This is a genomic window from Paenalcaligenes sp. Me52 (genome assembly GCF_050487965.1).
Taxonomy (GTDB): Bacteria; Pseudomonadota; Gammaproteobacteria; order Burkholderiales; family Burkholderiaceae_B; genus Paenalcaligenes.
The window spans coordinates 226,893-250,721 of sequence record NZ_JBKQFO010000002.1 but is presented as its reverse complement, the minus strand read 5'-3'; the positions used below and the strand labels follow the sequence as shown (position 1 = coordinate 250,721).

27 protein-coding genes are annotated in these 23,829 nt (G+C 49.6%); 17 read left to right on the top strand and 10 right to left on the bottom strand.

Annotated elements, in window-relative coordinates; all coding sequences use genetic code 11:
• Positions 1 to 12: 12 nt before the first annotated feature.
• Entirely contained in the window at positions 13 to 492 is a 480-nt protein-coding gene (locus tag ACLO87_RS12390) for an Lrp/AsnC family transcriptional regulator (RefSeq protein WP_430223860.1), read from the bottom strand.
• Positions 493 to 627: 135 nt separating this feature from the next.
• On the opposite strand from ACLO87_RS12390, the gene hppD reads away from it, so the two are divergent.
• From hppD to ACLO87_RS12370, 4 genes are read left to right on the top strand one after another with little or no spacing between them, the layout of a single operon-like run.
• On the top strand, positions 628 to 1,713 hold the full coding sequence (hppD, locus tag ACLO87_RS12385) for a 4-hydroxyphenylpyruvate dioxygenase (protein WP_135862285.1): 1,086 nt from the start codon (positions 628 to 630) through the stop codon (positions 1,711 to 1,713).
• Positions 1,714 to 1,748: 35 nt separating this feature from the next.
• The gene (locus ACLO87_RS12380; protein ID WP_430223859.1) at positions 1,749 to 2,066 is read left to right on the top strand and encodes a 4a-hydroxytetrahydrobiopterin dehydratase; all 318 of its coding nucleotides are present in this window, start codon (positions 1,749 to 1,751) and stop codon (positions 2,064 to 2,066) included.
• A 29-nt stretch (positions 2,067 to 2,095) separates the two neighbouring features.
• Entirely contained in the window at positions 2,096 to 3,001 is a 906-nt protein-coding gene (gene phhA / locus ACLO87_RS12375) for a phenylalanine 4-monooxygenase (RefSeq protein ID WP_135862287.1), read from the top strand.
• A 38-nt stretch (positions 3,002 to 3,039) separates the two neighbouring features.
• Entirely contained in the window at positions 3,040 to 3,744 is a 705-nt protein-coding gene (locus ACLO87_RS12370) for an SDR family NAD(P)-dependent oxidoreductase (RefSeq protein WP_430223858.1), read from the top strand.
• 443 nt (positions 3,745 to 4,187) lie between these two features.
• Here the strand turns inward: ACLO87_RS12370 and maiA are convergent, their stop codons facing one another.
• The 6 genes from maiA to ACLO87_RS12340 are packed head-to-tail and all read right to left on the bottom strand — an operon-like array spanning position 4,188 to position 9,348.
• A complete protein-coding gene (gene maiA / locus ACLO87_RS12365; RefSeq protein WP_135862289.1) occupies positions 4,188 to 4,838 on the bottom strand; it encodes a maleylacetoacetate isomerase in 651 nt (216 codons plus the stop codon).
• A gap of 58 nt (positions 4,839 to 4,896) precedes the next feature.
• A complete protein-coding gene (locus ACLO87_RS12360) occupies positions 4,897 to 5,910 on the bottom strand; it encodes a fumarylacetoacetate hydrolase family protein (protein ID WP_135862291.1) in 1,014 nt (337 codons plus the stop codon).
• A gap of 58 nt (positions 5,911 to 5,968) precedes the next feature.
• Positions 5,969 to 6,982 (bottom strand): DctP family TRAP transporter solute-binding subunit, encoded by a 1,014-nt coding sequence (locus tag ACLO87_RS12355; protein WP_430223857.1) that lies wholly within the window; start codon positions 6,980 to 6,982, stop codon positions 5,969 to 5,971.
• A 31-nt stretch (positions 6,983 to 7,013) separates the two neighbouring features.
• The gene (locus ACLO87_RS12350; protein ID WP_430223856.1) at positions 7,014 to 8,297 is read right to left on the bottom strand and encodes a TRAP transporter large permease; all 1,284 of its coding nucleotides are present in this window, start codon (positions 8,295 to 8,297) and stop codon (positions 7,014 to 7,016) included.
• A 1-nt stretch (position 8,298) separates the two neighbouring features.
• Complete coding sequence (locus ACLO87_RS12345) at positions 8,299 to 8,793, bottom strand: TRAP transporter small permease (RefSeq protein WP_430223855.1); 495 nt, start codon at positions 8,791 to 8,793, stop codon at positions 8,299 to 8,301.
• A gap of 15 nt (positions 8,794 to 8,808) precedes the next feature.
• Complete coding sequence (locus tag ACLO87_RS12340) at positions 8,809 to 9,348, bottom strand: VOC family protein (RefSeq protein WP_135862298.1); 540 nt, start codon at positions 9,346 to 9,348, stop codon at positions 8,809 to 8,811.
• A gap of 190 nt (positions 9,349 to 9,538) precedes the next feature.
• On the opposite strand from ACLO87_RS12340, the gene ACLO87_RS12335 reads away from it, so the two are divergent.
• Positions 9,539 to 10,522 carry a LysR family transcriptional regulator gene (locus ACLO87_RS12335; protein WP_430223854.1) on the top strand — a complete coding sequence of 328 codons (984 nt, stop codon included), beginning with the start codon at positions 9,539 to 9,541 and terminating at the stop codon, positions 10,520 to 10,522.
• Here the strand turns inward: ACLO87_RS12335 and ACLO87_RS12330 are convergent.
• Complete coding sequence (locus ACLO87_RS12330; protein WP_135866396.1) at positions 10,519 to 11,064, bottom strand: PAS and helix-turn-helix domain-containing protein; 546 nt, start codon at positions 11,062 to 11,064, stop codon at positions 10,519 to 10,521. The genes ACLO87_RS12335 and ACLO87_RS12330 overlap by 4 nt on opposite strands.
• A 159-nt stretch (positions 11,065 to 11,223) precedes the next feature.
• Here ACLO87_RS12330 and ACLO87_RS12325 point away from each other — a divergent pair, with 159 nt between their 5' ends.
• On the top strand, positions 11,224 to 11,931 hold the full coding sequence (locus ACLO87_RS12325) for a CoA transferase subunit A (RefSeq protein WP_135866394.1): 708 nt from the start codon (positions 11,224 to 11,226) through the stop codon (positions 11,929 to 11,931).
• Positions 11,932 to 11,936: 5 nt separating this feature from the next.
• Positions 11,937 to 12,578 (top strand): CoA transferase subunit B, encoded by a 642-nt coding sequence (locus ACLO87_RS12320; protein WP_135866392.1) that lies wholly within the window; start codon positions 11,937 to 11,939, stop codon positions 12,576 to 12,578.
• A gap of 145 nt (positions 12,579 to 12,723) precedes the next feature.
• Here ACLO87_RS12320 and ACLO87_RS12315 read toward each other — a convergent pair whose 3' ends face one another.
• Positions 12,724 to 13,482 (bottom strand): glutamine amidotransferase, encoded by a 759-nt coding sequence (locus tag ACLO87_RS12315; protein WP_430223853.1) that lies wholly within the window; start codon positions 13,480 to 13,482, stop codon positions 12,724 to 12,726.
• A 138-nt stretch (positions 13,483 to 13,620) separates the two neighbouring features.
• Between ACLO87_RS12315 and ACLO87_RS12310 the strand changes: the two genes are divergently transcribed.
• Entirely contained in the window at positions 13,621 to 14,505 is an 885-nt protein-coding gene (locus ACLO87_RS12310) for a DMT family transporter (protein WP_135866389.1), read from the top strand.
• A gap of 35 nt (positions 14,506 to 14,540) precedes the next feature.
• Positions 14,541 to 16,064: an MFS transporter gene (locus tag ACLO87_RS12305; protein ID WP_430224068.1), complete on the top strand. Its 1,524-nt coding sequence runs from the start codon at positions 14,541 to 14,543 to the stop codon at positions 16,062 to 16,064.
• 13 nt (positions 16,065 to 16,077) lie between these two features.
• Here the strand turns inward: ACLO87_RS12305 and ACLO87_RS12300 are convergent, their stop codons facing one another.
• Positions 16,078 to 16,953: a LysR family transcriptional regulator gene (locus tag ACLO87_RS12300; RefSeq protein ID WP_135866420.1), complete on the bottom strand. Its 876-nt coding sequence runs from the start codon at positions 16,951 to 16,953 to the stop codon at positions 16,078 to 16,080.
• A gap of 97 nt (positions 16,954 to 17,050) precedes the next feature.
• On the opposite strand from ACLO87_RS12300, the gene ACLO87_RS12295 reads away from it, so the two are divergent.
• The 8 genes from ACLO87_RS12295 to ACLO87_RS12260 all read left to right on the top strand — a co-directional run bounded on the left by ACLO87_RS12295 (position 17,051) and on the right by ACLO87_RS12260 (position 23,813).
• Positions 17,051 to 17,395, top strand: a complete 345-nt coding sequence (locus ACLO87_RS12295) for a DMT family transporter (RefSeq protein ID WP_430223852.1) — start codon at positions 17,051 to 17,053, stop codon at positions 17,393 to 17,395.
• Positions 17,396 to 17,397: 2 nt separating this feature from the next.
• A complete protein-coding gene (gene mdtI / locus ACLO87_RS12290) occupies positions 17,398 to 17,727 on the top strand; it encodes a multidrug/spermidine efflux SMR transporter subunit MdtI (RefSeq protein WP_135866416.1) in 330 nt (109 codons plus the stop codon).
• 134 nt (positions 17,728 to 17,861) lie between these two features.
• Entirely contained in the window at positions 17,862 to 18,803 is a 942-nt protein-coding gene (locus ACLO87_RS12285; RefSeq protein ID WP_430223851.1) for a DMT family transporter, read from the top strand.
• Positions 18,804 to 18,899: 96 nt separating this feature from the next.
• A complete protein-coding gene (locus ACLO87_RS12280) occupies positions 18,900 to 19,214 on the top strand; it encodes a DMT family transporter (RefSeq protein WP_135866412.1) in 315 nt (104 codons plus the stop codon).
• 427 nt (positions 19,215 to 19,641) lie between these two features.
• Positions 19,642 to 20,829, top strand: a complete 1,188-nt coding sequence (gene metC / locus ACLO87_RS12275) for a cystathionine beta-lyase (RefSeq protein ID WP_430223850.1) — start codon at positions 19,642 to 19,644, stop codon at positions 20,827 to 20,829.
• A 156-nt stretch (positions 20,830 to 20,985) separates the two neighbouring features.
• Entirely contained in the window at positions 20,986 to 22,077 is a 1,092-nt protein-coding gene (locus ACLO87_RS12270) for a DUF2817 domain-containing protein (RefSeq protein ID WP_135866936.1), read from the top strand.
• 6 nt (positions 22,078 to 22,083) lie between these two features.
• Entirely contained in the window at positions 22,084 to 22,707 is a 624-nt protein-coding gene (locus ACLO87_RS12265; protein ID WP_430223849.1) for a VOC family protein, read from the top strand.
• Positions 22,708 to 22,751: 44 nt separating this feature from the next.
• Complete coding sequence (locus tag ACLO87_RS12260; RefSeq protein ID WP_430223848.1) at positions 22,752 to 23,813, top strand: ABC transporter substrate-binding protein; 1,062 nt, start codon at positions 22,752 to 22,754, stop codon at positions 23,811 to 23,813.
• The last annotated feature ends 16 nt before the right edge of the window (positions 23,814 to 23,829 follow it).

The window sequence follows — 23,829 nt, the reverse complement described above, 5'->3', positions numbered from 1 at the left end:
GTAAAGAAAGGGCTAGATGGGTAGCCCTTTTTCTTCCTTGACCCATTCCAGCACAAAGCTGGTACGACAGTCGCGAACAATTTCGTGGCGCAGTAACTTGTCGGATAAAAATCGTGAAAAGTGCGCCATGTCGCGCACGACCACGCACAGCATGTAGTCCATTTCCCCCGCCAAAGCCACGCAGCCCGTCACCTCAGACCACGATTGCACCAACGACCTGAACATTTCTCGTGGGCTATTTTTGGCGTGTGAGCTTTGTTTCTCCAAACGCAAGTTAATGTAGGCAGTCAGGCCTATACCTATGGCTTCTGGTTGGATGGTGGCTCGGTAATCCTGGATTACACCTTCTTTTTCCAGACGTTTAACGCGACGTAAAACGGCAGACGAGGACAGTCCTACTTGGCTGGCGAGTTCATCAAAAGAAGCGCGAGCTTGTTGTTGCAACAGGCGTAGTATGTGAATGTCGGCCTTGTCTAGCTTGAAATCATTCATATCTTTAACCAATTATCTAATTTTTGCAGGATTCCTGCGTATTATAGGGTTTAACTGAGCTGTCTTTGCATTTTTAGTGCAGTGCTTGAGTCTTAAAATAAGTCTATCTAAAAGTCTTTTCTTCAGGAGAAAGCTATGGCGGATTTATTTGAGAACCCAATGGGGCTGGATGGTTTTGAGTTTGTGGAGTTTGCCTCTCCAGAGCCAGGTCTGCTGGAGCGAACTTTCGAATTAATGGGCTTTACCGAGGTAGCTAAGCACCGTTCAAAAGACGTGTCGCTGTACCGTCAGGGTGACATTAATTTCATCGTTAACCGCGAGCCTAATAGTGAAGCAGCATATTTTGCCGCTGAACATGGCCCTAGTGCCTGTGGTATGGCCTTTCGCGTGCGTGATGCCCACCATGCATACAATCGTGCGTTAGAGCTGGGTGCGCGACCTATTGAAATTGAAACTGGCCCTATGGAGCTACGTTTGCCTGCCATCCGAGGTATTGGTGGTGCGCCGTTGTATCTGATCGATCGCTACGCAGATGGTCAGTCTATTTATGACATTGATTTTGAGTTTATCGAAGGTGTTGATCGCCATCCGGTAGGCTACGGTTTCAAATTCATCGATCACCTGACACACAACGTGTACCGTGGCCGTATGTCTTTCTGGGCAGATTTCTACGAGAAGCTGTTTAACTTCCGTGAAATTCGTTACTTCGATATCAAAGGCGAGTACACCGGTCTGGTTTCCAAAGCCATGACAGCACCAGATGGTAGAATTCGTATTCCTCTCAATGAAGAATCGGCTCAAGGGTCTGGGCAGATTGAAGAATTTTTGCTGCAGTTCAACGGGGAAGGCATACAGCATATTGCGCTGCTGTGTGACGACATCTTCCACGGTGTGGACCAGTTGATTAAAGCCGGTGTGCCGCTCATGAAAGCGCCACCAGCAACGTACTACCAAATGCTAGAGACGCGTATCCCAGGGCATGGTGAAAACGCTGATGAATTGAAAGCACGCGGCATCTTGTTGGATGGTACGGCGGAAGGTGGTCAACGACGTCTGTTGCTGCAAATTTTCTCTGGCACGTTGCTAGGCCCTGTGTTCTTTGAATTTATCCAACGTAAAGGCGATGAAGGCTTTGGCGAAGGAAACTTCAAAGCACTATTTGAGTCCATTGAGCGTGACCAAATTGAACGCGGTGTGCTGGGCACAGCGACAGCTGAATAAGCCACACTGCATGTAACCATCAAGGAACGATGATCATGTTGAAATTGGATGACCAGGAAAGACAACTAGCATTAGAACAATTGCCTTCCTGGCAGTATGAAGCACAACGCGGCGGGCTGATCCGACGCAAGTTTGTGCTGCATGACTTTACTGAAGCCTTTGCATTCATGACGCAAGTGGCGTTGCATGCTGAAAAACATGATCATCATCCTGAGTGGAGTAACGTCTATAACCGTGTGGAAATCGTATTAACGACACACGATGCTGATGGGTTGAGCCAACGTGATATCGCGTTGGCACATATTATTGATGCTGTTTTTGCGCGTTGCGCAGCGTCAGCTGATCAAGCCTAAGACAGGTATGACAGCCGGAGGATACCCACATGCTAGAGCAGGAACAGATTACTCAGGACAAGAGCAAACATGGCTTGGCGGCGGGCGACGCTTTTCAGCCTGAGCGCGCTGATTGGACCATAGACCAAGGTTGGGATCGCTATACCGCCGAAGAGCATGGCGTCTGGAAAACACTGTTTGAGCGACAAACCAAGTTGTTGCCGCAGCGTGCTTGCAAAGAGTTTGTAGAGGGCATGAAAAAGCTGCCTATCTCTGCCGATAAAATCCCGCACTTCGAGCAATTGAGTGAAGTGCTGATGAAGCACACGGGCTGGCAAGTGGTCGCTGTACCTGGTTTGGTGCCAGACGATGTATTCTTTGAGCACTTGGCCAATAGACGCTTTCCAGCAGGGCAGTTTATACGTAAAGCCCACGAGCTGGATTACCTAGAAGAGCCCGACGTCTTTCACGATGTGTTCGGTCATGTTCCTATGCTGATGAATCCTGCTATTGCGGATTACATCCAAGCTTATGGTCAGGGTGGTTTGCGTGCCAAGGAATTAGGTGTGCTGCACCGTTTGGCTCGTGTGTACTGGTACACCGTTGAATTTGGTTTGGTGCTGGAAGATGGCGCACCCCGCATTTACGGTGCAGGCATAGCGTCATCACGCACCGAAAGTGTCTTCAGTTTGGAAGACGATTCGCCTAACCGTATCGCGTTTGATCTAGATAGGGTGATGTGTACCAATTACCGTATTGATGATTTCCAAGAAAGCTATTTTGTGATCAAGGATTTGGATGCGTTGTTGGAATTGGCAGCCATTGATTTCCAGCCGGTCTATGATCGCATCGCAACGCGCCCTGATTTAGACCCCGGTACTATATTGGCTGACGATACGGTCTACCACCGTGGTTCGGGCCGTTACCATGCAAACAAAAAGTCTGTGGCGAAATAAGCGGCAGACTAGATTCTTACAGTAGTCAGGAAGTAAACATGCAAAATACGCACTCACCTGTGGTGATGATTAGTGGTGCTAGCGGTAACTTAGGGCAGGCAGTGGCGCATCATTTTGCGCAAAAAGGTGCGCGCTTGGTACTGGTGGCACGTAATCGTAAAGCGTTGGAAGCCGTTGCTCCAGAAGGCGATAACGTGTATTACCTACAGGCTGACCTAATGCAGCCTGAAGCCTTGCAGAAAGGCGTAGACGAGGCCGTTAAACGCTTTGGACGTATAGATGTACTGTGCAACGTAGCGGGCGGCTTTCACATGGGAGAGCCCGTGCACGTCACACCCTTGGCAGCTTGGCAGCAGCAATACGACATGAACGTCATGACAGTACTGCACACCGTGCAGGCGGTAGTACCGCACATGCTGCAACAAGGAAGTGGCAAAGTAGTAAACGTAGGTGCCTTTGCATCACGCCAAGGCTTGGCTGATATGGGCGCTTACATTGCAGCCAAAAGCGCGGTGAGCCGCATCACTGAAAGCATGGCCGCCGAACTGCGTGAAAAAGGCATTAACGTGAACTGCGTATTGCCCACGATTATCGACACGCCTCAAAACCGTGAAGCCATGCCAGATGCCGATCCAACTCGTTGGGTAAGCCCGGAGAAGTTAGCGGCAGTTATTGGCTTCTTGGCTTCTGAAGATGCGAGTGCCATTCATGGTGCGAGCGTGCCTGTAACTGGGTTGAGCTAATCTACCCTTGGTCCGTAGCGTTTGGGATTGCGAAGTAGAAAGCAAGGACGCTGAAACCTACGGACCAACCACTGAATGCAGCATTACGCTGATCAACGACTGCTTGCATTAGCTAGCACTGCGAAAAGTATTTTTTAATTTGACCACCAAATAAAAAAACACTTTCCTCTGTTTTCCCTTCATGGCCTGCCACGGTTTTTGTACGTTGGCTGCTGCAAGATTGAATTCTTATACGTCATAGCAAGCGATTCTAGAGTCGCGGTTTGAGCGTGTGTATGACTTATCCTCAGGTATGAGTTACCAGAGAAAGGGCCACATAAGAATGGGCAGTAAACTTAACACTAGCTAGAAGCTTCGGGGACGGAGAGGAAACTTTTGTGATTTGGTGTCTCAAATCACAAAAAGTATTCCTGCAGTCCCCTGCGTGTGCGATGAATACGATTTTACGCCTCAGCGTCGGGTTGCTGCGCTGGTGCAGCTTGGTGAAACGCGGGTAGCGCTTCGCAAGCGTCTACGATGCGGCTAATCGTAGGGTAGTCTTCCATAGGTAGCTTGAAACGCTTGGCATTGAACACCTGAGGTACTAAGCAGCAGTCGGCTAGTCCGGGCGTATCGCCGTGACAGAACGTACCGGTATGCGGGTCGTTTGCCAACATGGTTTCCACGGCAGCCAAACCTTGTTTCAGCCAATGCAAATACCACTCGGTTTTCTGATCGTTATCCACACCCAACGTGTTCTGCAAATACTTCAAGATACGCAGATTGTTGATAGGGTGAATATCGCAGGCAATGGTCAGCGCCAGTGCACGCACACGCGCGCGTTCAGCGGGCGTAGCAGGCAGTAGAGCAACGTCTGGGTGGGTCTCATCCAGATACTCGATAATCGCTAACGATTGCGTCAATGTCAGGCCATCATCGGTTTCCAGACTGGGGACTATGCCCATAGGGTTTTTTGCCAAATACGCAGGCTGATATTGCTGTCCGCCATCCCGTAATAGGTGCACAGGGATGATCTCAAAAGGCAGTTTTTTCAATGCGAGGGCAATACGAACCCTATATGCCGCAGAACTGCGGAAATAACTATATAGTTTCATGGGATCTAGGCCGGTGAGGGCTACCCGCCTGCGCATGCAGACGGGCATACCTAGTGGATTAGGAGTTTGGTACTACGCGTTGTTCAATCGCGCCAAAAATGCTTTGGCCTTGCGCATCCAGCATCTCAATTTTCACAGTGTCGCCGTACTTCAAGAAAGGTGTTTGTGGCGCACCGGTTTCAATGGTTTCGTACATACGTACTTCCGCCAAGCAGCAGTAACCTACGCCACCGTTCTCGATGGAAGAACCGTGCAGGTTGCCCTGTTTGTTGGATACCGTACCCGAACCAATGATAGAACCTGCTTCTACTTCGCGAGACTTAGTGACGTGTGCCACCAATTGCGCAAAGTTGAAGGTCATGTCGGTGCCTGCATCAGGGTTACCAAACAGTTTGCCATTCAGGTGCACAGTCAAAGGACGGTGTACTTTGGTGTCTTGCCAAGCGTCGCCCAGTTCGTCTGGTGTCACCGCAACTGGCGAGAAAGCCGAAGCTGGTTTGGATTGGAAGAAACCAAAACCTTTGGCCAATTCACCTGGAATCAGGTTACGTAGCGATACGTCATTCACCAACATCAGCAAACGGATAGCGCCTGCAGTTTGTTCTGGTGTAGCACCAATAGGCAAATCGCCAGTGATCACAGCGATCTCGGCTTCCAGGTCAATACCCCATTCTTCAGAGGGAACAGGAATGTCGTCACGTGGACCGATGAACGAATCGGAACCACCTTGGTACATCAAGGGGTCAGTCCAGAATGACGCTGGTAGTTCAGCGCCACGAGCACGACGTACCAATTCAACGTGGTTCACGTAAGCAGAGCCATCTGCCCATTGGTAAGCACGTGGTAGTGGAGAATGTACGGCTTGGCTATCAAAGGGTTTTGCATCAGCTACTTCGTTACGGTTCAATGCGTCGTAAACGGTTTGCAGCTGAGGTGCGACCTGCTCCCAGTTATCCAGGGCAGCTTGCAGGGTGGCAGCGATCTGGGGCACGGGCGTGTAGCGTGTCAATGTCCGGTCTACAACGATCAGGGTACCATCACGGCCACCTTGTTTCAGGGTAGCAAGTTTCATAATGACTTTTCCTTATTCGGAATTGGTGGGGCGGGGCTACGCGGTAGCCCCAGCTGTATTAGTTAGCAGGAGCAGCGCGCAGCTTCTCGATTTCGGAGAAGGTTTCAGCAGCGAACTCAGGGCCGATTTCTGCGTTAAAGCTTTCCCATACAGGTTGCATTTTCTCGCGGAAACGAACCATTTCGGCGTCGCTTACTTCGTTAACTTCTAAACCTTGAGCGGCCAATGCTGCTTGGGCGTCAGCGGCTTGCTGGCGAGCAATTTCACGCTGGTAAATACGGGTTTCTTCAGCAGCTTCTTTGATGATCTGTTGATCTGCTTCAGATAACTTGTCCCAGAATTTCTTGGATGCCAAAGGCAAGAACGCGCCGTAGGAGTGTTTAGTCAACGACAGGTATTTCTGCACTTCACCCAGTTTCAGGGAGGACGTTACAGCCGTAGGTGTACCTTGGCCGTCGATGGTGCGAGTTTCCAATGCGGTGTAAATCTCAGGTACAGCCAAGGACACAGGGTTTGCGCCCAATGCTTTCAGTGTTTCTTGAGAAATCTTGGCTTGTACGGCACGGAATTTCAGGCCTTCGAAGTCTTCAGGCTTAGTAATAGGGTGCTTGCTGTTGGTTGCGTTGAAGAAACCGTTTTCCCAGTACGCCAAACCTACCAAACCTTTTTCTGGCAGTTGATCCAGCAAACGCTGACCAATAGCGCCATCCAAAATGGTGTCGGCTTCTTGCTCGTTAGCGAACAAGAATGGGTAATCCAGAATTTCAAACTCACGCACCATACCGGTCAGGGTAGAGGTTTGTGGCACGGTAAATTCAATGGTGCCGCCTTGCAAAGCCGAGGTTACTTGTACGTCGTTACCTAACGCTGCGTTGTAGTAAGGGCGGATTTTGATGCGGCCATCGCTTTTCTCTTTGACCAGATCAATAAACTTAGCCACACCTAAACCTTGGTGGGAATTTTTAGGCAGCGTTACTGCAAATTTTGCATCAATGGTTTGAGCAACAGCTGCGCTGGACAGCAAACCTGTAGCCAGTAATACACCCAGTTTTTTTAGTAGCGTAGTGCGCATAGGGATATCTCCAGAATAATAAGTATTGTGTTTAACGCCACCACGAAGCAGGTGTGATCACCAGCTGTGGGAACAAAATAAGCAGTATCAAAATAAGCAGCTCAGCGATCAAGAAAGGCATCACGCCACGTGTTGCGCGTTCAATGCTGATCTTGCCCAGCGAGCTTACGACGTTCAGTACCACCCCAATTGGAGGCACGATCATGCCAATCGCGCAGTTCATGACAAACAGCACGCCTAGGTACACAGGGTCTACACCGGCATCTACAGCGATAGGCACGAACACGGGTGCAAAAATCAGCACCAATGGAATCATGTCCAACACCATACCAGCGGTGAACACCACAGCCATCATCACAGCAACCAACAAAATCGGGTTGTCGGTAAAGACATCCATCCACTCACCAACTTGGTAAGGAATGTCGGCAATGGTAATCATGTAAGACGCCACCATCGCCAATGCAGCCAGAATTAGTACCACAGCAGACGAACGTGCCGACATCAACAAGCAGTGATAAATGCGGCTCCACGTGAGTTCGCGGTAAATAACAGTCCCTACAAACAGCGCGTACGCCGCAGCCACTACAGCCGCTTCAGTAGGGGTGAAAATACCAAAGCGCAAACCACCAATGATGATGACTGGCATCAGCAGTGCCCAGAAACTTTGGTACACCACTTTTAAACGCTCACGCATAGGAACGCGAGGGTTAATGGTGACGGTAGTATCTTTGCGGGATACCAAGTACCACGCCACGATCAGCGATACGGCCATCAAGATACCGGGCACAATACCAGCCATAAATAGGCGGGTAATGGACACGTTGGTGACCACACCAAACAGCAGCAAACCGATGGAAGGCGGCAATACTGGGGCAATAATCCCGCCAGCAGCCATCAAACCACCAGCACGCGCTGGATCGTACCCGGCTTGGCGCATCATTGGCATCAAGATTGCAGCCAATGCGGCAGTATCTGCCACAGCAGAGCCGGACAAACTGGCTAATAACAAGGCGGCAAAAATCGTGACGTAGCCCAGACCACCACGCAAGTGACCAAAGAAGGCGCTAGCCAAATTCACAATGCGTTTAGACAAACCGCCGGCGTTCATAAATTCGCCAGCCAGAATGAAAAAAGGCACTGCCATCAAAATAAAGTTATCTGCACCGCCAATAGCGTTCTGCACCACAATCTGGGTATCGAACGAGTCGGTGGCCATCATGATGCCGATGGCAGAAAAAAGCAGGGCAAAGGCGATGGGCATGCCGATAAAAATCAGCCCAACCAGAATGCTAAGAAACAATAATACGGCGGTCATGTTATTCGTCTCCGCCAGGGAAGCCTGTGGGGCTAGTAATGCTTTCCCACATATTCAAAATGGTACTTAAGACCAAGCCCACACCAAAAACAATAGCGGTGCCATACAGCCATGCATAGGAAATGCCGAGTACAGGGTAGCTATTGTCCATATTGATGAGGGTTTGCTTCCAGCCGCCAATAACAAAAATAACGCCACCAACCAGCATCAAGAGGCTGCTTATCGCTATCAAAATTTTGCGACAGGTAGGCGTGCGTTTGGCCAGAAAGGAATTAAAAGCAATGTGGGCGTGCTGGCGGGTTGCCAGCACAGCGCCAAGGAAGATCAGCCAGACGAACAACAGTCGTGCTAATTCTTCCGAAACCGCAATACCCGAGTCGAAGCCATAGCGCAAAACCACATTGGCAAATACCAGTATGGCCATAATGGCAAGGCAAACGACTAGAAACAGCTCTAGCCCCTTGTTGATCCAATGAGTCAGGGATTTAAGAAACATGCGTGATCCAGAGGTTTAGTTGGCCTGATAGCTGCCGTCATGCATCCACTGTGCATGTTGTGGGGCTTTTTTGGTGCGGTCCCACTCTTCCAGCATTGCCCATTTCACGTCGTCCAGTTTCTTGCTCATGTCTGGGGTGGCGGTGTTAGCAGCCAGTTCCAGACGGTGACCGTTAGGATCAAAGAAATAGATGGATTTAAAAATGGTGTGATCAGTAGGGCCAATCACGGAAATGCCGTCGGCTTCCAAGTTGGCTTTAGTGCGCAACAAGTCGTCTACGGAGTCTACTTCCAGCGCCAAGTGCTGCACCCAAGTTGGGGTGTTGGAGTCGCGGCCCATTTCAGGGCGGGTAGGCAGCTCAAAAAACGCCAATACGTTACCGTTACCTGCATCCAAGAAAACGTGCATGTAAGGATCGGGTTCTTTAGTGGAAGGCACTTCGTTTTCAGCAATAGCCAGAATGAAGCGCATGTTCAGGTACTTGCCGTACCACTCCACAGTTTCCTTAGCGTTTTTACAGCGGTAAGCAACGTGGTGAATTTTTTTGATTTGCATGGATGTCCCCTTAAAGGTAGAGCTGTGACCATGTGGGCCTTGTAGCCACATAAGGAGCCAAAAGTGGCCCAGATCACACAGTGACGAACCTATTACAAGGCATAATTACTTATAAAACAAATGATATTTATGGATTGTTATATCAATTTACCTTATAAATTAGGGGTAACCATTAGATAAGGAAAAGCACGTGTCTGCAGATCAATTACAGCTTTTGCGTAGCAAGCGTAACGTGACCTTACGGCAGTTGCGTGCCTTTGTGGCGGTGGCACGTACAGGCAGCTTTTCTCTGGCGGCGGAAAGCTTGTTTGTGAGTCAGTCAGCCGTGAGTGCCTTAATCAAAGAATTGGAAACGGCGCTGGGGTTGGTGCTTATAGATAGAAGCACGCGTAGGTTGCAATTATCCGAGGTGGGGGAGGATTTATTACCCATTATCGGGAAGGTGCTAAACGATCTAGATCATGCGCTTGATGAATCCGCTAACTTGAAAGACCTCAAAAGTGGGTTAGTGCGTATAGCAGCGCCGCAGTTGATGTCGTCTACCTTATTGCCGGGCATTATTGCGGCTTACACCCAGCGCTACCCTGGCATACGGGTGAAGCTGGTGGATTGTGCTGTGGAAAGTGTAGTGTCGCGTGTGTTTTCAGGCGAAGTGGATATAGGCTTAGGGCCTGAGCGAGACAATAATTCTGATATTCATGCTCAAGCGCTATTCAAAGGCCCGTTTATGGCGGTATTTCCACCGGGGCATCCGTTGGAAAAACTGCGCAGGGTGTGCTGGTCTGATTTGACGCAATACCCGCTAATCTCGCTGCAAGGGCAGTTTATTGAGCGTTTGTCAGAGGATCTGTACGGTGCCATTCGTGGCATGGTGTTAGAACCAGCCAATGAAGTCACCTTTATGTCCACCGCCTTGGCGATGGTGAATGCCGGTCTGGGGGTGACTATCTGCGTGGCGTATGCCACGCCATTGGTCAAACTGTACCAATTAGAGATGCGGGCCTTATATCGCCCCGTGATCACACGTAGTTTTTATTTGTTTACCCGACAAGGGCGGGCGCTATCACCAGCGGCAACTAGCTTCATACACTTCCTGCATGAATACATGGGGCAGCACCCTATGTTGAAAGCGACGGGGCGTAGTAAAGCCGCTAAAACATATGAACAAGACTAAACGCTAAGCATTTTCTGTATAAGGTCAGCCGTAGAGCTGGCCCCAAACTTTTGCATCAAGCGTGAACGGTGAATTTCTACCGTGCGGTGGCTAATGCCCAGCTCTTTACCGATGACTTTGGCGCTCTTGCCTTCTAGTACTCGGGCAGCGACTTCGCGTTCTCTTGCTGTAAGTTGGTGCTCGGTAATAGGGCGTTGTTCGCTAATGTCTTCAAAGCTCCAAATGCCTGCGTCGTGCGGCTTGTCACGATCAAAAGAACGCCCCGATACATGGCACCAGAAGAACTGCCCGTTAGCACGCTTCATGATGCGACTATCGGAATACAGGCCGGTGGCATTCATAATGGGGGGGATACGTAGCCCCAGACGTTCAAACTCATCTACCGTGGGGTATAGCGTGAGAAATGATTGTCCCATCAGGGCATCACGGGTGGTCTGAAAAATTTCACATACCCGCTGATTACATTCAACAATGGTGCGATGACGTGAGATAACAAGACCGATGGGGGCCATTTCAAAGGCTGACCGGTAATCTTCCAGCATTGACAAAGCGACTCCTGTACGAAAAACTACGTATGCGCTTACGTAGTGCATCTTGGTAAATTATCATAGCAAGCACCTTAAGCTGCCAAGTCTACCTACCATTATCCGTAAAGTGTGGCAGGATAGACTTGATGAATAATTATTGACGGAGGACTTACCTTGAACAAACTCTATCCTTCGGCGGCGGAAGCTCTGAAAGGCGTAGTAGCAGACGGCCAGACTCTGGCTGTAGGCGGCTTTGGCCTGTGTGGCATTCCTGAAGCATTGATTGATGCGCTGCGTGACTCTGGTGTGAAAAATCTGACTGCCATTTCCAATAATGCAGGTGTGGATGGTTTCGGTCTGGGCAAACTATTAGAGACCCGACAAATCAAGAAGATGATTTCTTCTTACGTAGGGGAAAACAAGGAGTTCGAACGCCAGTATTTATCCGGCGAACTGGAACTTGAATTTACTCCCCAAGGTACGTTGGCTGAAAAGCTGCGTGCTGGTGGTGCTGGTATTCCTGCTTTCTTCACTAAAACTGGCGTAGGTACCTTAGTAGCAGAAGGTAAAGAACTGCGTGAATTCAATGGTGAAACCTACGTGATGGAAGAGGCTTTGGTGGCTGATGTGGCGCTGATTAAAGCCCATAAAGCAGATAAGTCCGGGAACCTGCGTTTCCGTTACACCGCACGTAACTTCAACCCAGCGGCAGCTACCGCAGGCAAAATTACCATTGTGGAAGTGGAAGAAATCGTGGAAGTAGGCGAGTTGGCGCCTGATGATGTGCATTTGCCCGGCATTTATGTGCATCGCATCGTGCATAACCCTAATCCCGAGAAGCGCATTGAACAGCGCACCATTACCACCAAGGCAGGAGCTTGATAGTCATGGCATGGACCAAAGATCAAATGGCAGCTCGTGCTGCCAAAGAGTTGCAAGATGGTTTCTATGTGAACCTAGGTATTGGTATTCCTACGCTGGTGGCTAACCATGTACCAGAAGGCATTGAAGTTTGGCTGCAAAGCGAAAACGGTATGCTGGGTATTGGCCCATTCCCTACCGAAGACGAAGTGGATGCTGACCTGATCAACGCGGGTAAACAAACCGTGACCACACTGCCAGGTTCGTCCATTTTTGGTAGCGATCAAAGCTTTGCCATGATTCGCGGCGGCAAAGTGAACTTGTCTATCTTGGGCGCTATGCAGGTAACTGCAGCCGGTGACTTAGCCAACTGGATGATTCCAGGCAAAATGGTGAAAGGTATGGGCGGCGCGATGGATTTGGTTGCGGGTGTGAAACGTGTGATCGTGCTGATGGAGCACGTAGCACGTAAAAAAGACGGCACTACCGATATGAAAATTCTGCCAGAGTGCACATTGCCTTTGACCGGCGTGGGCGTGGTAGACCGCATCATTACCGATTTGGGCGTGATGGATGTGACTCCCGAAGGTCTGAAGCTGGTAGAGCTGGCTGAAGGCGTAAGCTTCGAGGAAATCCAGTCTAAAACTGGTGTGCCGCTGCTGCGTTAATGCGATAGCACTACGGCAAAAAAATGGCTGAACCTGTAGAGGCTCAGCCATTTTTTATATGTACGCAAAAGAGCAGAGGCTATTTTTCTGGCGTAGGCCAACCATGATTGCAGTTGGCCTTCTTTTTGCTGTGTCCCGTGGCTGTTTAGCTAGCGTTGGCAGCTGTGTTGACGGTAGCGGGTGTAGCCGCCGCACACAGATCAACAAAATCATGCAGAATTTTACGTGCTACGGGGGTAGCCTCTAAGGCTGCACACATGGCAGGAATATCGTAGCCTTCAGTGCTGAACAATGCCTCGCGTCGGCTCAAGAAATAGCTCATCACCTCGTTGGAAAACTCGGGGTGAAATTGCAGCGATAAGGCATAGGGGCTGTAGCGCAAAATCTGGTGAGCATCGTGTTCCGATGACGCCAGTACCGTTGCTTGCTCAGGAGGTTGCAACACGCTTTGTTCGTGCGTGAGGTTAGCCATAAATGTTGACGGCAAGTCAGCCAATAGCGGATCTGCTTTAGCTTCATCATGCAGTTGTATAGGTAATTGGCCTATTTCTCGGCCAGCAGGGTGATAGTCCACCACGCCGCCCAACGCATGAGACATCAATTGATGGCCATAGCAAATGCCTAGTAAAGGCAACTGTTGGTCTATGGCAAGTCGTATCCAGTCGGCAGTGTATTCGCTCCATGCTTCGCGGTCAGTCACCATCGACATAGAGCCTGTCAAAATAGCGCCTGCCAGCAAATTGGGTTCAGGTAAGGTATCGCCGGACGCTGGATACAGCACTTTTACGGTAATTGGGGTGTCGGGCAAGGCCGCAATCATCCAATCTGATTGCACGCCCAGTTTTTGCTGTATATCCAGCGGTGGGTCGCCCATTTGTAAAATAGCCAAGACCTTGTGTTGCATGATGTGGTGTGTATAAAACGCAAAAAGAAAGGAGTGATCATTGTTATCTGTCTACGTAGTGCGCAGTCAGCAATGAATACTATAAGATAGCAGCTTATAGTCTTATGTACATTTTTCTTCTTTCTATAAGTCCCCAGCATGTTTTCGTTGAGTAAGCAGGAATTGGCTCTGGTCGCGGTGACCATGTTGTGGGGAACGACTTTTCTGATCATACACACAGCCATGCAATACAGCGGCCCGCTGTTTTTTGTGGGGCTGCGCTTTGTGACGGCAGGGCTTATAGGCTGGGTGGTATTCAGACGCGCAATGCGCGGCATTACACGCATAGAATTGTTGGCTGGTACGGTGATAGGAGCCAGTATTTTTGCAGGCTATGGTTTGCAAACCTACGGCCTACAAACAGTAAGCAGCAGCATGTCGGGCTTTATCACGGCTCTTTATGTGCCTATAGTGCCGTTGCTGCAATGGCTGGTATGGCGTAAAGCACCAAGCCTTATGACTTTGATTGGGGTCACACTGGCCTTTATAGGTTTGGTGTTGCTGGCGGGGCCTACAACCGCTGGTTTTAACCTAAGCGCAGGTGAAATTGCTACGTTGATTAGCGCCTTTGCCATTGCTGTAGAAGTGATATTGATCAGTTATTTTGCCGTTAAGGTTAATGTGCAACGCATTACAGTGGTGCAGACAGGGGTAGCAGGCGTGCTGTCATTTCTCTGTATGCCCATTGCCGGCGAGTCCATACCTGAATTTTCATGGGTATGGTTGGTGGCAGCCATAGGGTTGGGCTTAAGTAGCATGGTGATTCAGTACACCATGAACTGGGCGCAGCGCACGGTGACGCCCACACGGGCCACCCTGATTTATGCCAGCGAACCTGTATGGGCTGGCATAGTAGGGCGAATTGCGGGCGATAGACTGCCTGCTGTTGCCATCCTAGGTGGCGCACTGATCGTATTGGGCGTATTGGTCAGTGAATTCAAGTTGCCACGACGAAAAAAACGCGCTCGAACTGAAGCGACCTAGTCGCTATTGTTTATCTGGAGAAGTCTTTGTCACAAGTGACAAATAATCGCTGGCTAGTGTTGCTAGCGGTAATGCTGTTGTTCTTTCCTATTGTGTTGGATTTCACCATCCTGCATATCGCTATTCCTTCTCTCACATTGGCCTTACAGGCGAGTGGCACAGAGGTGCTATGGATTATTGACCTGTACTCACTGGTGATGGTGAGTATGTTGATTCCCATGGGGACATTGGCCGATCGCATCGGTCACCGGCTATTGCTGCTGTGGGGCGTGGTAGTGTTTACTGCGATGTCTATTCTGGCAGCCTATGCGTGGTCATCAGCCGTGTTGATTCTGGCGCGTGCTTTGATGGCGTGTGGTGCAGCCATGGTGATTCCTTCTTTGCTGGCAATCATCCGCCAAAGTTTTGACGACCCCAAAGAACGCGCCTTAGCGCTGGGGTTGTGGAGTGCAGTGGGCTCGGCGGGGGCAGCCTTGGGCCCGTTAGTGGGTGGTGCGCTGTTGGAGCACTTCTGGTGGGGATCAGTCTTTTTGGTGAACGTACCCATCATGTTGGTGGTTGGCCCTATGGCCTATGTGCTGATTCCACGCCATTTTGTGACTGGCAAAGGGGACTGGACTATAGGCCAAGCACTGATTCTGATGGTAGGCCTATTGGCTGCCGTATACGGTGTGAAATCAGGCTTTAAGCCAGATGGTGACTGGGGCTACAGCTTGCTGTTCTGCGCTATAGGTGTGGGGCTATTGGCATGGTTCGTACAAAAGCAACGTCACTCTGATGCGCCTATGTTGGATATGGGTTTGTTTGCATTACCTGCACTGCGTACCGGGGTGTTGATGGCGACTGTAGTGATGGGGGCGTTGGCGGGTGTAGAGCTCACCATCGCACAAGAGCTGCAGTTTGTACTGGGTAAAAGTCCGCTGACTGCGGCACTGGTGATGTTGCCTTTGATGGTGTCCTCGGCTGTAGGTGGACCACTAGGCAGTATGTTGTTAGCCCGAGTGGGGCTGCGGCCTATAGCCACCTTATCGTTGCTGGTTTCTGCATTGAGCTTATTTGGTTTGGGAGCTAGTGACTTTAGCCAGGTGGGTTGGGGTATCAACATTATGTTGATAGGTCTGGGCTTATCGCTCAGCGTGGGGCTAACAGCCTCCTCCGTCGCAATTATGGGTAGTACACCAGAGGAAAAAGCCGGTGCTGCGGGTGCATTAAGCGCCAGTAGCTACGATTTGGGCTCTGCACTGGGGATTGCGGGGTTTGGTTTGGTATTAACGGCGAATTACGCCAATCACATCCAACTACCCGCAGGGTTACCGCCCGAGGTTGCTAGCAAAGCAGGCTTGTCTATTGGTGAAACCATGCTGATGGCACAGCAGTTGGGTGCGGAACAAGGTCATGCCTTAGTACTGGCCGCCCAAAATGCTTATTCCAGTGCGCATAGCATGGTGTTGTTTTCGGCAGCGGCTTTGGTGGCGTTGTTAACAGGTGTAGTGTGGCGCGTATTACGTCATTATCAATCGCCAGAAAACACCAGCGCATCGGTAGAGCAAGGCGCCTAAGCGGCACGGCAGTCTACACAGGGCGTTTTAGCAATTCTGCAAAGCGTTTTTCAACCCAGCGAGCTGTTGGGTTGAGCGCTTGCCCTTGTAGCCACAGCATACGTACAGACAAGAGCGGCAATACCAACGATGGGCAATGCACTTGCTTCAGTGGTTTGGGGTAGCTGTCATCTGTGGCCACGTTCAGTGGCAAAATTGCCCAGCCCACATCATCGGCTACCATCTCGGCAATACTGTAGAAACTATCGGAATGCCACAACCTAGTGCTGTAGGTGGGTTCTTCGTCGCCATCGGTGTGCATCACCAGTTGTCGGTATTGCATTAAGTCTTTGCGGCTAACAGGTTGATCTTGTAGCAAGGGGTGGCCACTGGCTACGAAAATCCCTTGGGGTACTGTACTGATATGGCGCTGATCAAAGCAATCATGCACGGTTTCACGGTCATAGTGAAAGGCAATTTCGGCGCGTTGCTGTTCTACATAGCCCGCAACTTCGGCGGCGGTGCCATTTAACAACGTTAATTCTAGCTGTGGGAAACGGTCAGAAATTTCGCGTATTAGCGTGCGTATGGCGGTGTAGGGTAGGGCTTCATCTAAGGCTAACGATAACGAGGCATCGTCGCCTGCGGCCAACGACTGAGCGCGTTGCTCAAGCTCTTGCGCTTGGCGTAGTAATTCACGAGCTTCCATCAGTAGTACACGCCCAGCTTCGCTAAGCTGAGCGCTGCGTCCACTGCGTGTAAACAACTCCACACCTAGGTCAGCTTCCAATAGAGAAAGCGCTGTACTGACCGCCGATTGGGCCTTGCCCAAATGTCGTGCTGCCGCGCTAATTGACCCTTGTTCTGCTGTGGTCACGAATTGTCGAAGTTGTTCAAGGCTCCATTGCATAATGCCATGCTATCTCAAAAATAGATGGGAGTCATCTTTGGGAATTTGCGTAGACAGTGGAGAATAGCTCCGTGTTCCGCAATCTATGAGGATTACCGTGTTAGTCAAACCTTGGCTGTTCTTATTGGCAGCCATAGCAGCAGAGATAAGTGGTGTGACCACCATGAAAGTAGTTTCCGACTCAGGATCTTGGACTGCTCTGTTGTTCATGTATGCCATGATTGGCTTATCTTTTTATTTTTTAGCAACGACGATGCAGTATCTACCAATGGCCCTAACGTATGCCACCTGGGAAACTATTGGATTGATCGCCATTGCTTTTATCGGATTCCGATTTTTCGGTGAACAAGTTAGTACGCTAAAGCTGGTTGGTATGGGCGTATTGCTAGTAGGTGTAATGCTGGTAAATCTCGGTGTTCCACGTCAGGTGGAGGAGTCATAACCATGCAAAACGCAGAATGGATTCACTATTTTTTCATGTTGGCCGCAATTCTTTTAGAAGTAGCCGCTAACATATTCATCAAATATTCAGATGGTTTCAAGAAACGTTGGGTTGGGTTTCTTGGTATTGCCAGTATTCTTCTTTCATTCACCGCACTTTCACAAGCTGTGCAAGGAATAGATCTGTCTATTGCCTATGCGCTGTGGGGTGGTACCGGTATATTCTTGACCACGATGGCGGGTCGCGTGTTCTTCCAACAACGTTTGAACCGTTCTGGTTACCTAGGTATAGGGTTTATTGTGTTGGGTGCCTCAATCTTGAAACTCGCATAATTGTTGAGTAAGGCGTTATAAATAAGCACGGAGTGATTGTTTTTCGCTGAGTAAAGTGGGTGTTCACACTATATATCTTTGATGCTAAATCGCTACTATGAAGCATTACATAGTCAGCAAGGCGTAGCATCAAAATGAGAAAAGCGGTTGATGGCTCAGCAGTATCCATCATGGTGGTGTTGTGCCTGATTTGGGCCATGCAGCAAATTGCACTAAAAGGTGCTGCAGACTATATGGCACCGGCGTTGCAAGTTGCCCTGCGCTCAGGGGTGGTGGCCGTTTTAATCTTTGTGATACACAGATGCTGGCTACACGATACTTGGCTACCTGGAATTTTTGGGCGCTCAGGCTTAGTAGTGGGCTTACTGTTTGGGCTAGAGTTCTTGCTCATTGCTGAAGCGTTACGCTATACCAGTACCTCTCACGTCGTTGTATTTCTCTATACCGCCCCTATCTTTGTAGCGATTGGACTGCATGGTTTTTTGCCGGACGAACGATTAACCCGTTTGCAATGGATAGGGATAGGACTAGCTTTCTCAGGGATAGCGTTAGCGTTTTTATGGCCTACCTTAAGTGGTGCAGTGCCCTCCACAGATGCACACCCATTAAGCTGGTTAGGTGATGTGTTTGCTTTGGCGGCTGGGGCATTGTGGGGCGGAACCACCATTGTGTTGCGTACCACTAAGCTGAAAACAGCACCGGTGACACAGGTGCTGTTTTGTCAGATGTGGTTAACCTTTGCGGTTGTGCTCGTATTTGTGTTGTGGACAGGCCAGACTACCATTATCCCCAGTACTACTTTAGGCATGAGCCTGCTCTTCCAGATAGTACTAGTATCGTTACTCAGCTATTTTGTGTGGTTCTGGTTACTAGAGCGCTATTTGGCAGCACGATTGGGTGTGTTGACCTTTATGACCCCTATATTTGGTCTTGTTCTAGGGGCATGGCTACTTGATGAGCGCGTAGAAAAATCGTTTTTACTTGGTGCCTGTTTGGTGTTGGTTGGCGTGTTTTTGGTGAATGGGCAGGCATGGTTACAAAAAAAAGTGTGGTCAAAAAGCCAGCGTAATGTGTAGCGATTTTCCCCAAAAGATATAATTTTCTAGAGGACGACCTCTCACCATCCAGTGTGTAGATTACCGGGACGACCCGGCTTTTTAGGAGAAAGCCAAATGGCGTGGTTCTTGTTAATTCTCGCGGGTGCGTTTGAAGTGGTGTGGGCCTATTCCATGAAATTATCCAATGGGTTTACCCGACTCGGGCCGTCGGTGATCACCATTGTTACCATGATTATCAGCTTCGGCTTGTTGGCCGTTGCGATGCGCACGCTACCCTTGGGTACGGCTTATACCATTTGGACTGGTATAGGCGCAGTGGGAGCTTTTATTTTGGGCCTGACCCTCTTGGGCGAACCAGCTACTGCGATGCGTATTATTGCCGCTATTCTGATTGTGTCTGGCTTGGTGCTCATGAAGCTGGCGTCCTAATACCTGCAGGCAACGCAACAAGGCAGTAAGTAGTAGTGCGCTGCCTGTTCATATAGACACCTACAAAACAGCAGAAGTTATAGCTTCTGCTGTTTTTTTATGCCCATGCTGAGTGTCTAGGTGGGAAGGTCATCTGTGTTGGTATAGGCCTACCGCTATCCCTGCGTGGCTGTGCCACCACTATCTTTTTCTTATCGCCCTATCCGAATTTCGCTCAGAAACACCTCAGGTTTCCTCTGCTGTTGCAAAACCCATATAGGATTACCCTAGGGTGGGTTGTGCTGTGAAAATTTTGTGATTAGTATTTATTAACGAAAAATAAACCACACAATAAATAAATATTAGTAAATTATTCTACTAAGTGAGTTTTCACAAGAATTGTTTTCTGGAGAAAAAAGTGGGCGAATCAGGAAGTTCAACGCAAACCATGCTGACGCAGGTAGGACGGGGCGGGGAATCCTCGTTGCAGTACGTGAATCCGCCTATAGTGCGCGGCACCACGGTTTTGGCTCAAACGTTGGAGCAGTGGCGTCAACGGGCTAAATTGCCTTTTAATGCCAAGCCACAAGCCAACTATGGTCGTTTTGGCACGCTGACAACGGCAGCGTTCGAGTCAGCCATTGCTGAGCTAGAAGGGGCCTATAAGTCCTTTTGTTTTCCATCAGGGTTAGCGGCATGTACGCATTCGCTGCTAGCGGTATGTAAACCTGGCAGTCATGTATTGCTTACTGATTTTGTGTATTGGCCATTGCGTGAGTTTGCTGAAAATGTGCTGACGCAATTGGGGGTGGAAGTAGAGTTTTTCACCAGCCAAAACACGGCCGATGTGTTGAGTCGCTTCAAGGAAAACACCTGCGCCTTATACCTAGAAGCACCGGGTTCTATTTCGTTTGAAATGTGTGAAGTAGATGAGTTGGCTTATGCAGCGCACCAGCGTGGTGCCATTGTGCTGATGGATAACACATGGGCTACACCCCTACTGTTCAAGCCTTTAGAGCATGGAGTGGATATCTCTATACAGTCTGTCAGCAAATACATAGGCGGTCATTCCGATTGCATTATGGGGGTGGCGTCTTGCACCGAAAAAGCGTGGGAGTTGCTCTCTAATTCGGTTACGCGTTTTGGGCAAACAGCATCACCTGATGATCTTTATCAGGCATTGCGTGGTTTGCGTACATTGGATGTGCGGTTACGTCAGCATGGCCAGTCGGCGTTAAGTGTGGCTCGCTGGCTAGAAGCACAACCCGAAGTGCAGCGGGTGTGTTGTCCAGGGCTGGAATCGCATCCGGGGCATGCCACCTTTAAACGCTTATTTCGTGGCGTATCTGGCTTGTTTTCCTTTGTGTTCGAGCCCATGCCCGAAGAAAAACTAGCTATGTTTTTCGATTCTCTGCGTATTGTGGGTATAGGTCTGTCGTGGGGCGGTTTTGAGAGTTTGGTTGTGCCGTTAGTAGCCAGACCTGCCTCACAAATTCATGATGACTATCCAAAAGAAGGGCAGTTAGTCAGGATTCATGTGGGGTTAGAGAACATTGAAGACCTTATCAATGACCTGCAGCAAGCCTTTGTGTTGATGCGTCACTACGAGCCCAAAACAGAGCACGGCATGGTTTAGAACGATACGAAACTGGTAAGTCGCTATAAGCATATACATAATTCCTCGTTCGGGACTTACCTTTTAGCATGATAAATTTTTGTAATACTTTTGATGGTTCTTAGAACTTTTAGAAGTATTGGTGATGTTTATTAGCAGTAGGCAGGGGGAAGCAGCATGCTCGACTATTACTCTCAGAGTTATGACGAGGCAAGGTCCGCATTTTTGGCAGCAGCAAGAAATGTGGCACAAACCAGGGTGTTAAGCCAAGAACTACCAGGTTACCAAGGGGTGATGGGTGAGGCGCTAACGCAGGATGCCGTCTATCTTGGTGATCCAGAGGCGAAACAGGTACTGGTTATGTTGTGTGGTACCCATGGTTTAGAGGGGTATGCCTCTTCTGCCTTACTCACAGCCTTTTTAGAGGCTGTGCACCAACGCACTATCGTGCTGCCTACAGACGTTGCAGTGCTACTGGTGCATGCTGTGAATCCATATGGTTTCTCGTACATGTTGCGTACCAACGAGCGTAACGTAGACCTAAACCGTAATTTCATCGATTTTTCTACCGCTACGCCCGCCAATCCACTGTATGCGCAGATACATCCGTTCTTGTGCGGGGCTACATCCGCTCAACAAAAGCAGGATAACGCGCAGGCCTTACAGCAATGGATAGCAGAACACGGTAAAAACAATTTTTTCCGTGCCTTGTTTGATGGCCAGTACGACATAGAGGAAGGGCTAATTTACGGTGGTAAGGCTCGCCAATGGTCCAATCTGGCCTTGGAGAACGTGGCACACGAATTTCTACAAGATAAAGAAAAGGTGGTGTTCATAGACTGGCACACAGGTCTAGGCGAATACGGCCAAGCTTTCTACCTCTGCTTTAATGAGCCCGGCAGCAGCGAGTGGCAAGAGTGCTGCGAGATGTGGGGCCAAGACAATATAGAAACCAAAGCAGGTTTTGATGGTAGCGAGCGCCCCAAATACTCTGGTTTGGTTTTCAACGGGGTACGCAGTTTTGTGGGGAAAACACGCTTTGTAGGGGCGGTGATTGAGTTTGGTACTACACCACCGGAATACACCATCAGTGGTCTACAAGCGGATAACCGTTTGCGCTTTGATAACACCTTAAGTGACCCAGAGCGCGAACAACTCAAAGCCGATGCCTTTGATGCTTTTTGCCCGTTAGCGCCCGAGTGGCGACTGAATGTGCTGAAAGAAGGCCTACGTATCAGTGAGCGTGCACTGCACAGTATGAGCAAGTAAAACACCATGCAAACAATTGATCATTTTATGTTTGGCGCCAAGCAATTGCCGCCTCTAGCGGAAGCTTTCGCCTTGAAAACGGGAATGGTGGCTGAAACCGGTGGAAAGCACCGTTTATTCGGCACGCATAACCAGTTGATAGGCGGTGGTTCTAGCCCTTATTTAGAACTGATTGCGATCGATGAGTCATCGGATGCACAGAGTGCGTTGCGACATGAGTTGCAAGCATTAGAACAGCCTACTTTGCACCGTTTCATTATGCGTAGCACTTTGGCAAATTTTGATGCCTTAAAGGCTGCCTATGCGGTGGCAGGCATTGAAAGCGATGTAGTGCCACTGTCTAGAGAAAGCCAAAGCGGCGAGATGTTGCATTGGCATTTGCTGATACCGCGCCCCAATGCGTTAGGTGTGTTGGCACCGTATTTCATTGATTGGGGTGATGCTCAGCATCCTTCCGAGCGCTTGGCTGAGCAATTTAGTTTGGTGGCATGCCAAGCAGGGCACCCAGAGCCCGTAGTAGTACAGACATTGTGGGATGCATTGGGCGTGAATGTTCCCGTTTCCCACGCAAAACAACCAGAACTGAACATCACGATTCAGTCGGCAAAGGGCGTGTTTCAGCTCCCTTAACTCATCACAGTAAACAATATTCCTCCAAAGAGGCGGTGTTAGCCATGAAGAAAATCGCATTGAGTGTGGCCTTGTTGGCCAGTAGTAATTTGTACGCAGCTGATAATTTGGAGAAAGTCCGTATAGGCTTTCCTCCAGCATGGTCGGCCGTAGAAGCTGCCATTCCCTTTGGGGATGCGCTGGGCTTCTTTAAAGAAGAAGGCTTAGAGCTGGAATACGTATCGGTACAAGGTACGGCCGTGCTGTTGCCACAGGTAGCGAATGGTTCGGTGGAGTTCGGCATTATGAGCCCAGACTTGTCTGTGATTGCCGCCGCCAAAGATGAGAAATTCCCTATCCAGTTTTTCTACAACTTTTACCCACGCAATATTTTTGAAATCACCGTTTTGGAAGACAGCGATATCAAAACCTTGTCGGATCTTAAAGGCAAGAAAATGGGTGTGGGTGCATTGAGCTGGGGCAATCTACCTATGAGCCGCCTCATGCTGGGTGATGCAGGGGTGACCTGGATGAAAGATGTGCAAGTGATGCCTGTGGGTGTAGGCCCTGCGGCATGGCAGCGCATGAAATCCGGCAGTGTGGATGCACTGAACCTGCCTGCACCGCAAAATGTGATGATGGAAAAAGACGGTACCGCTATTCGTCGCCTGCCTATTCCTGAAGAGTTTGCCAATTTATTTGCAAATGGTGTGGCAACTAGCGAGCAACTCATTCAATCCAACCCAGAGCTGGTAGAACGTATGGGACGTGCTATCGCTAAGTCGTTTGTGGCGTGCGCTACAGACACTGAAAAATGTGTGAAAGCTTACTGGCAAATCGACCCTAGCTCTAAGCCTGATGCGGCAAACGAAGCTAAGTGGGTAGATACCTTCTCGGCTGTGAACGACGGCACGTACAACATGATTGGTTTGTACGACATCAAAGAAAACTTTGGCCAGTACAACAAGGCCGATTGGGAAAAGTTCGTGCAAAAACTGTACGAAGGTGAGCAGATCTCTACGACGGACTTTGATGTGGAAACCCTCTACACCAACCAGTTCATCCCAGGAATCAATAACTTTGATGCAGAAGCCGTACGCAAAACGGTGCAGCAGCTACCCAACTAAACGCAACCGCCAGGAT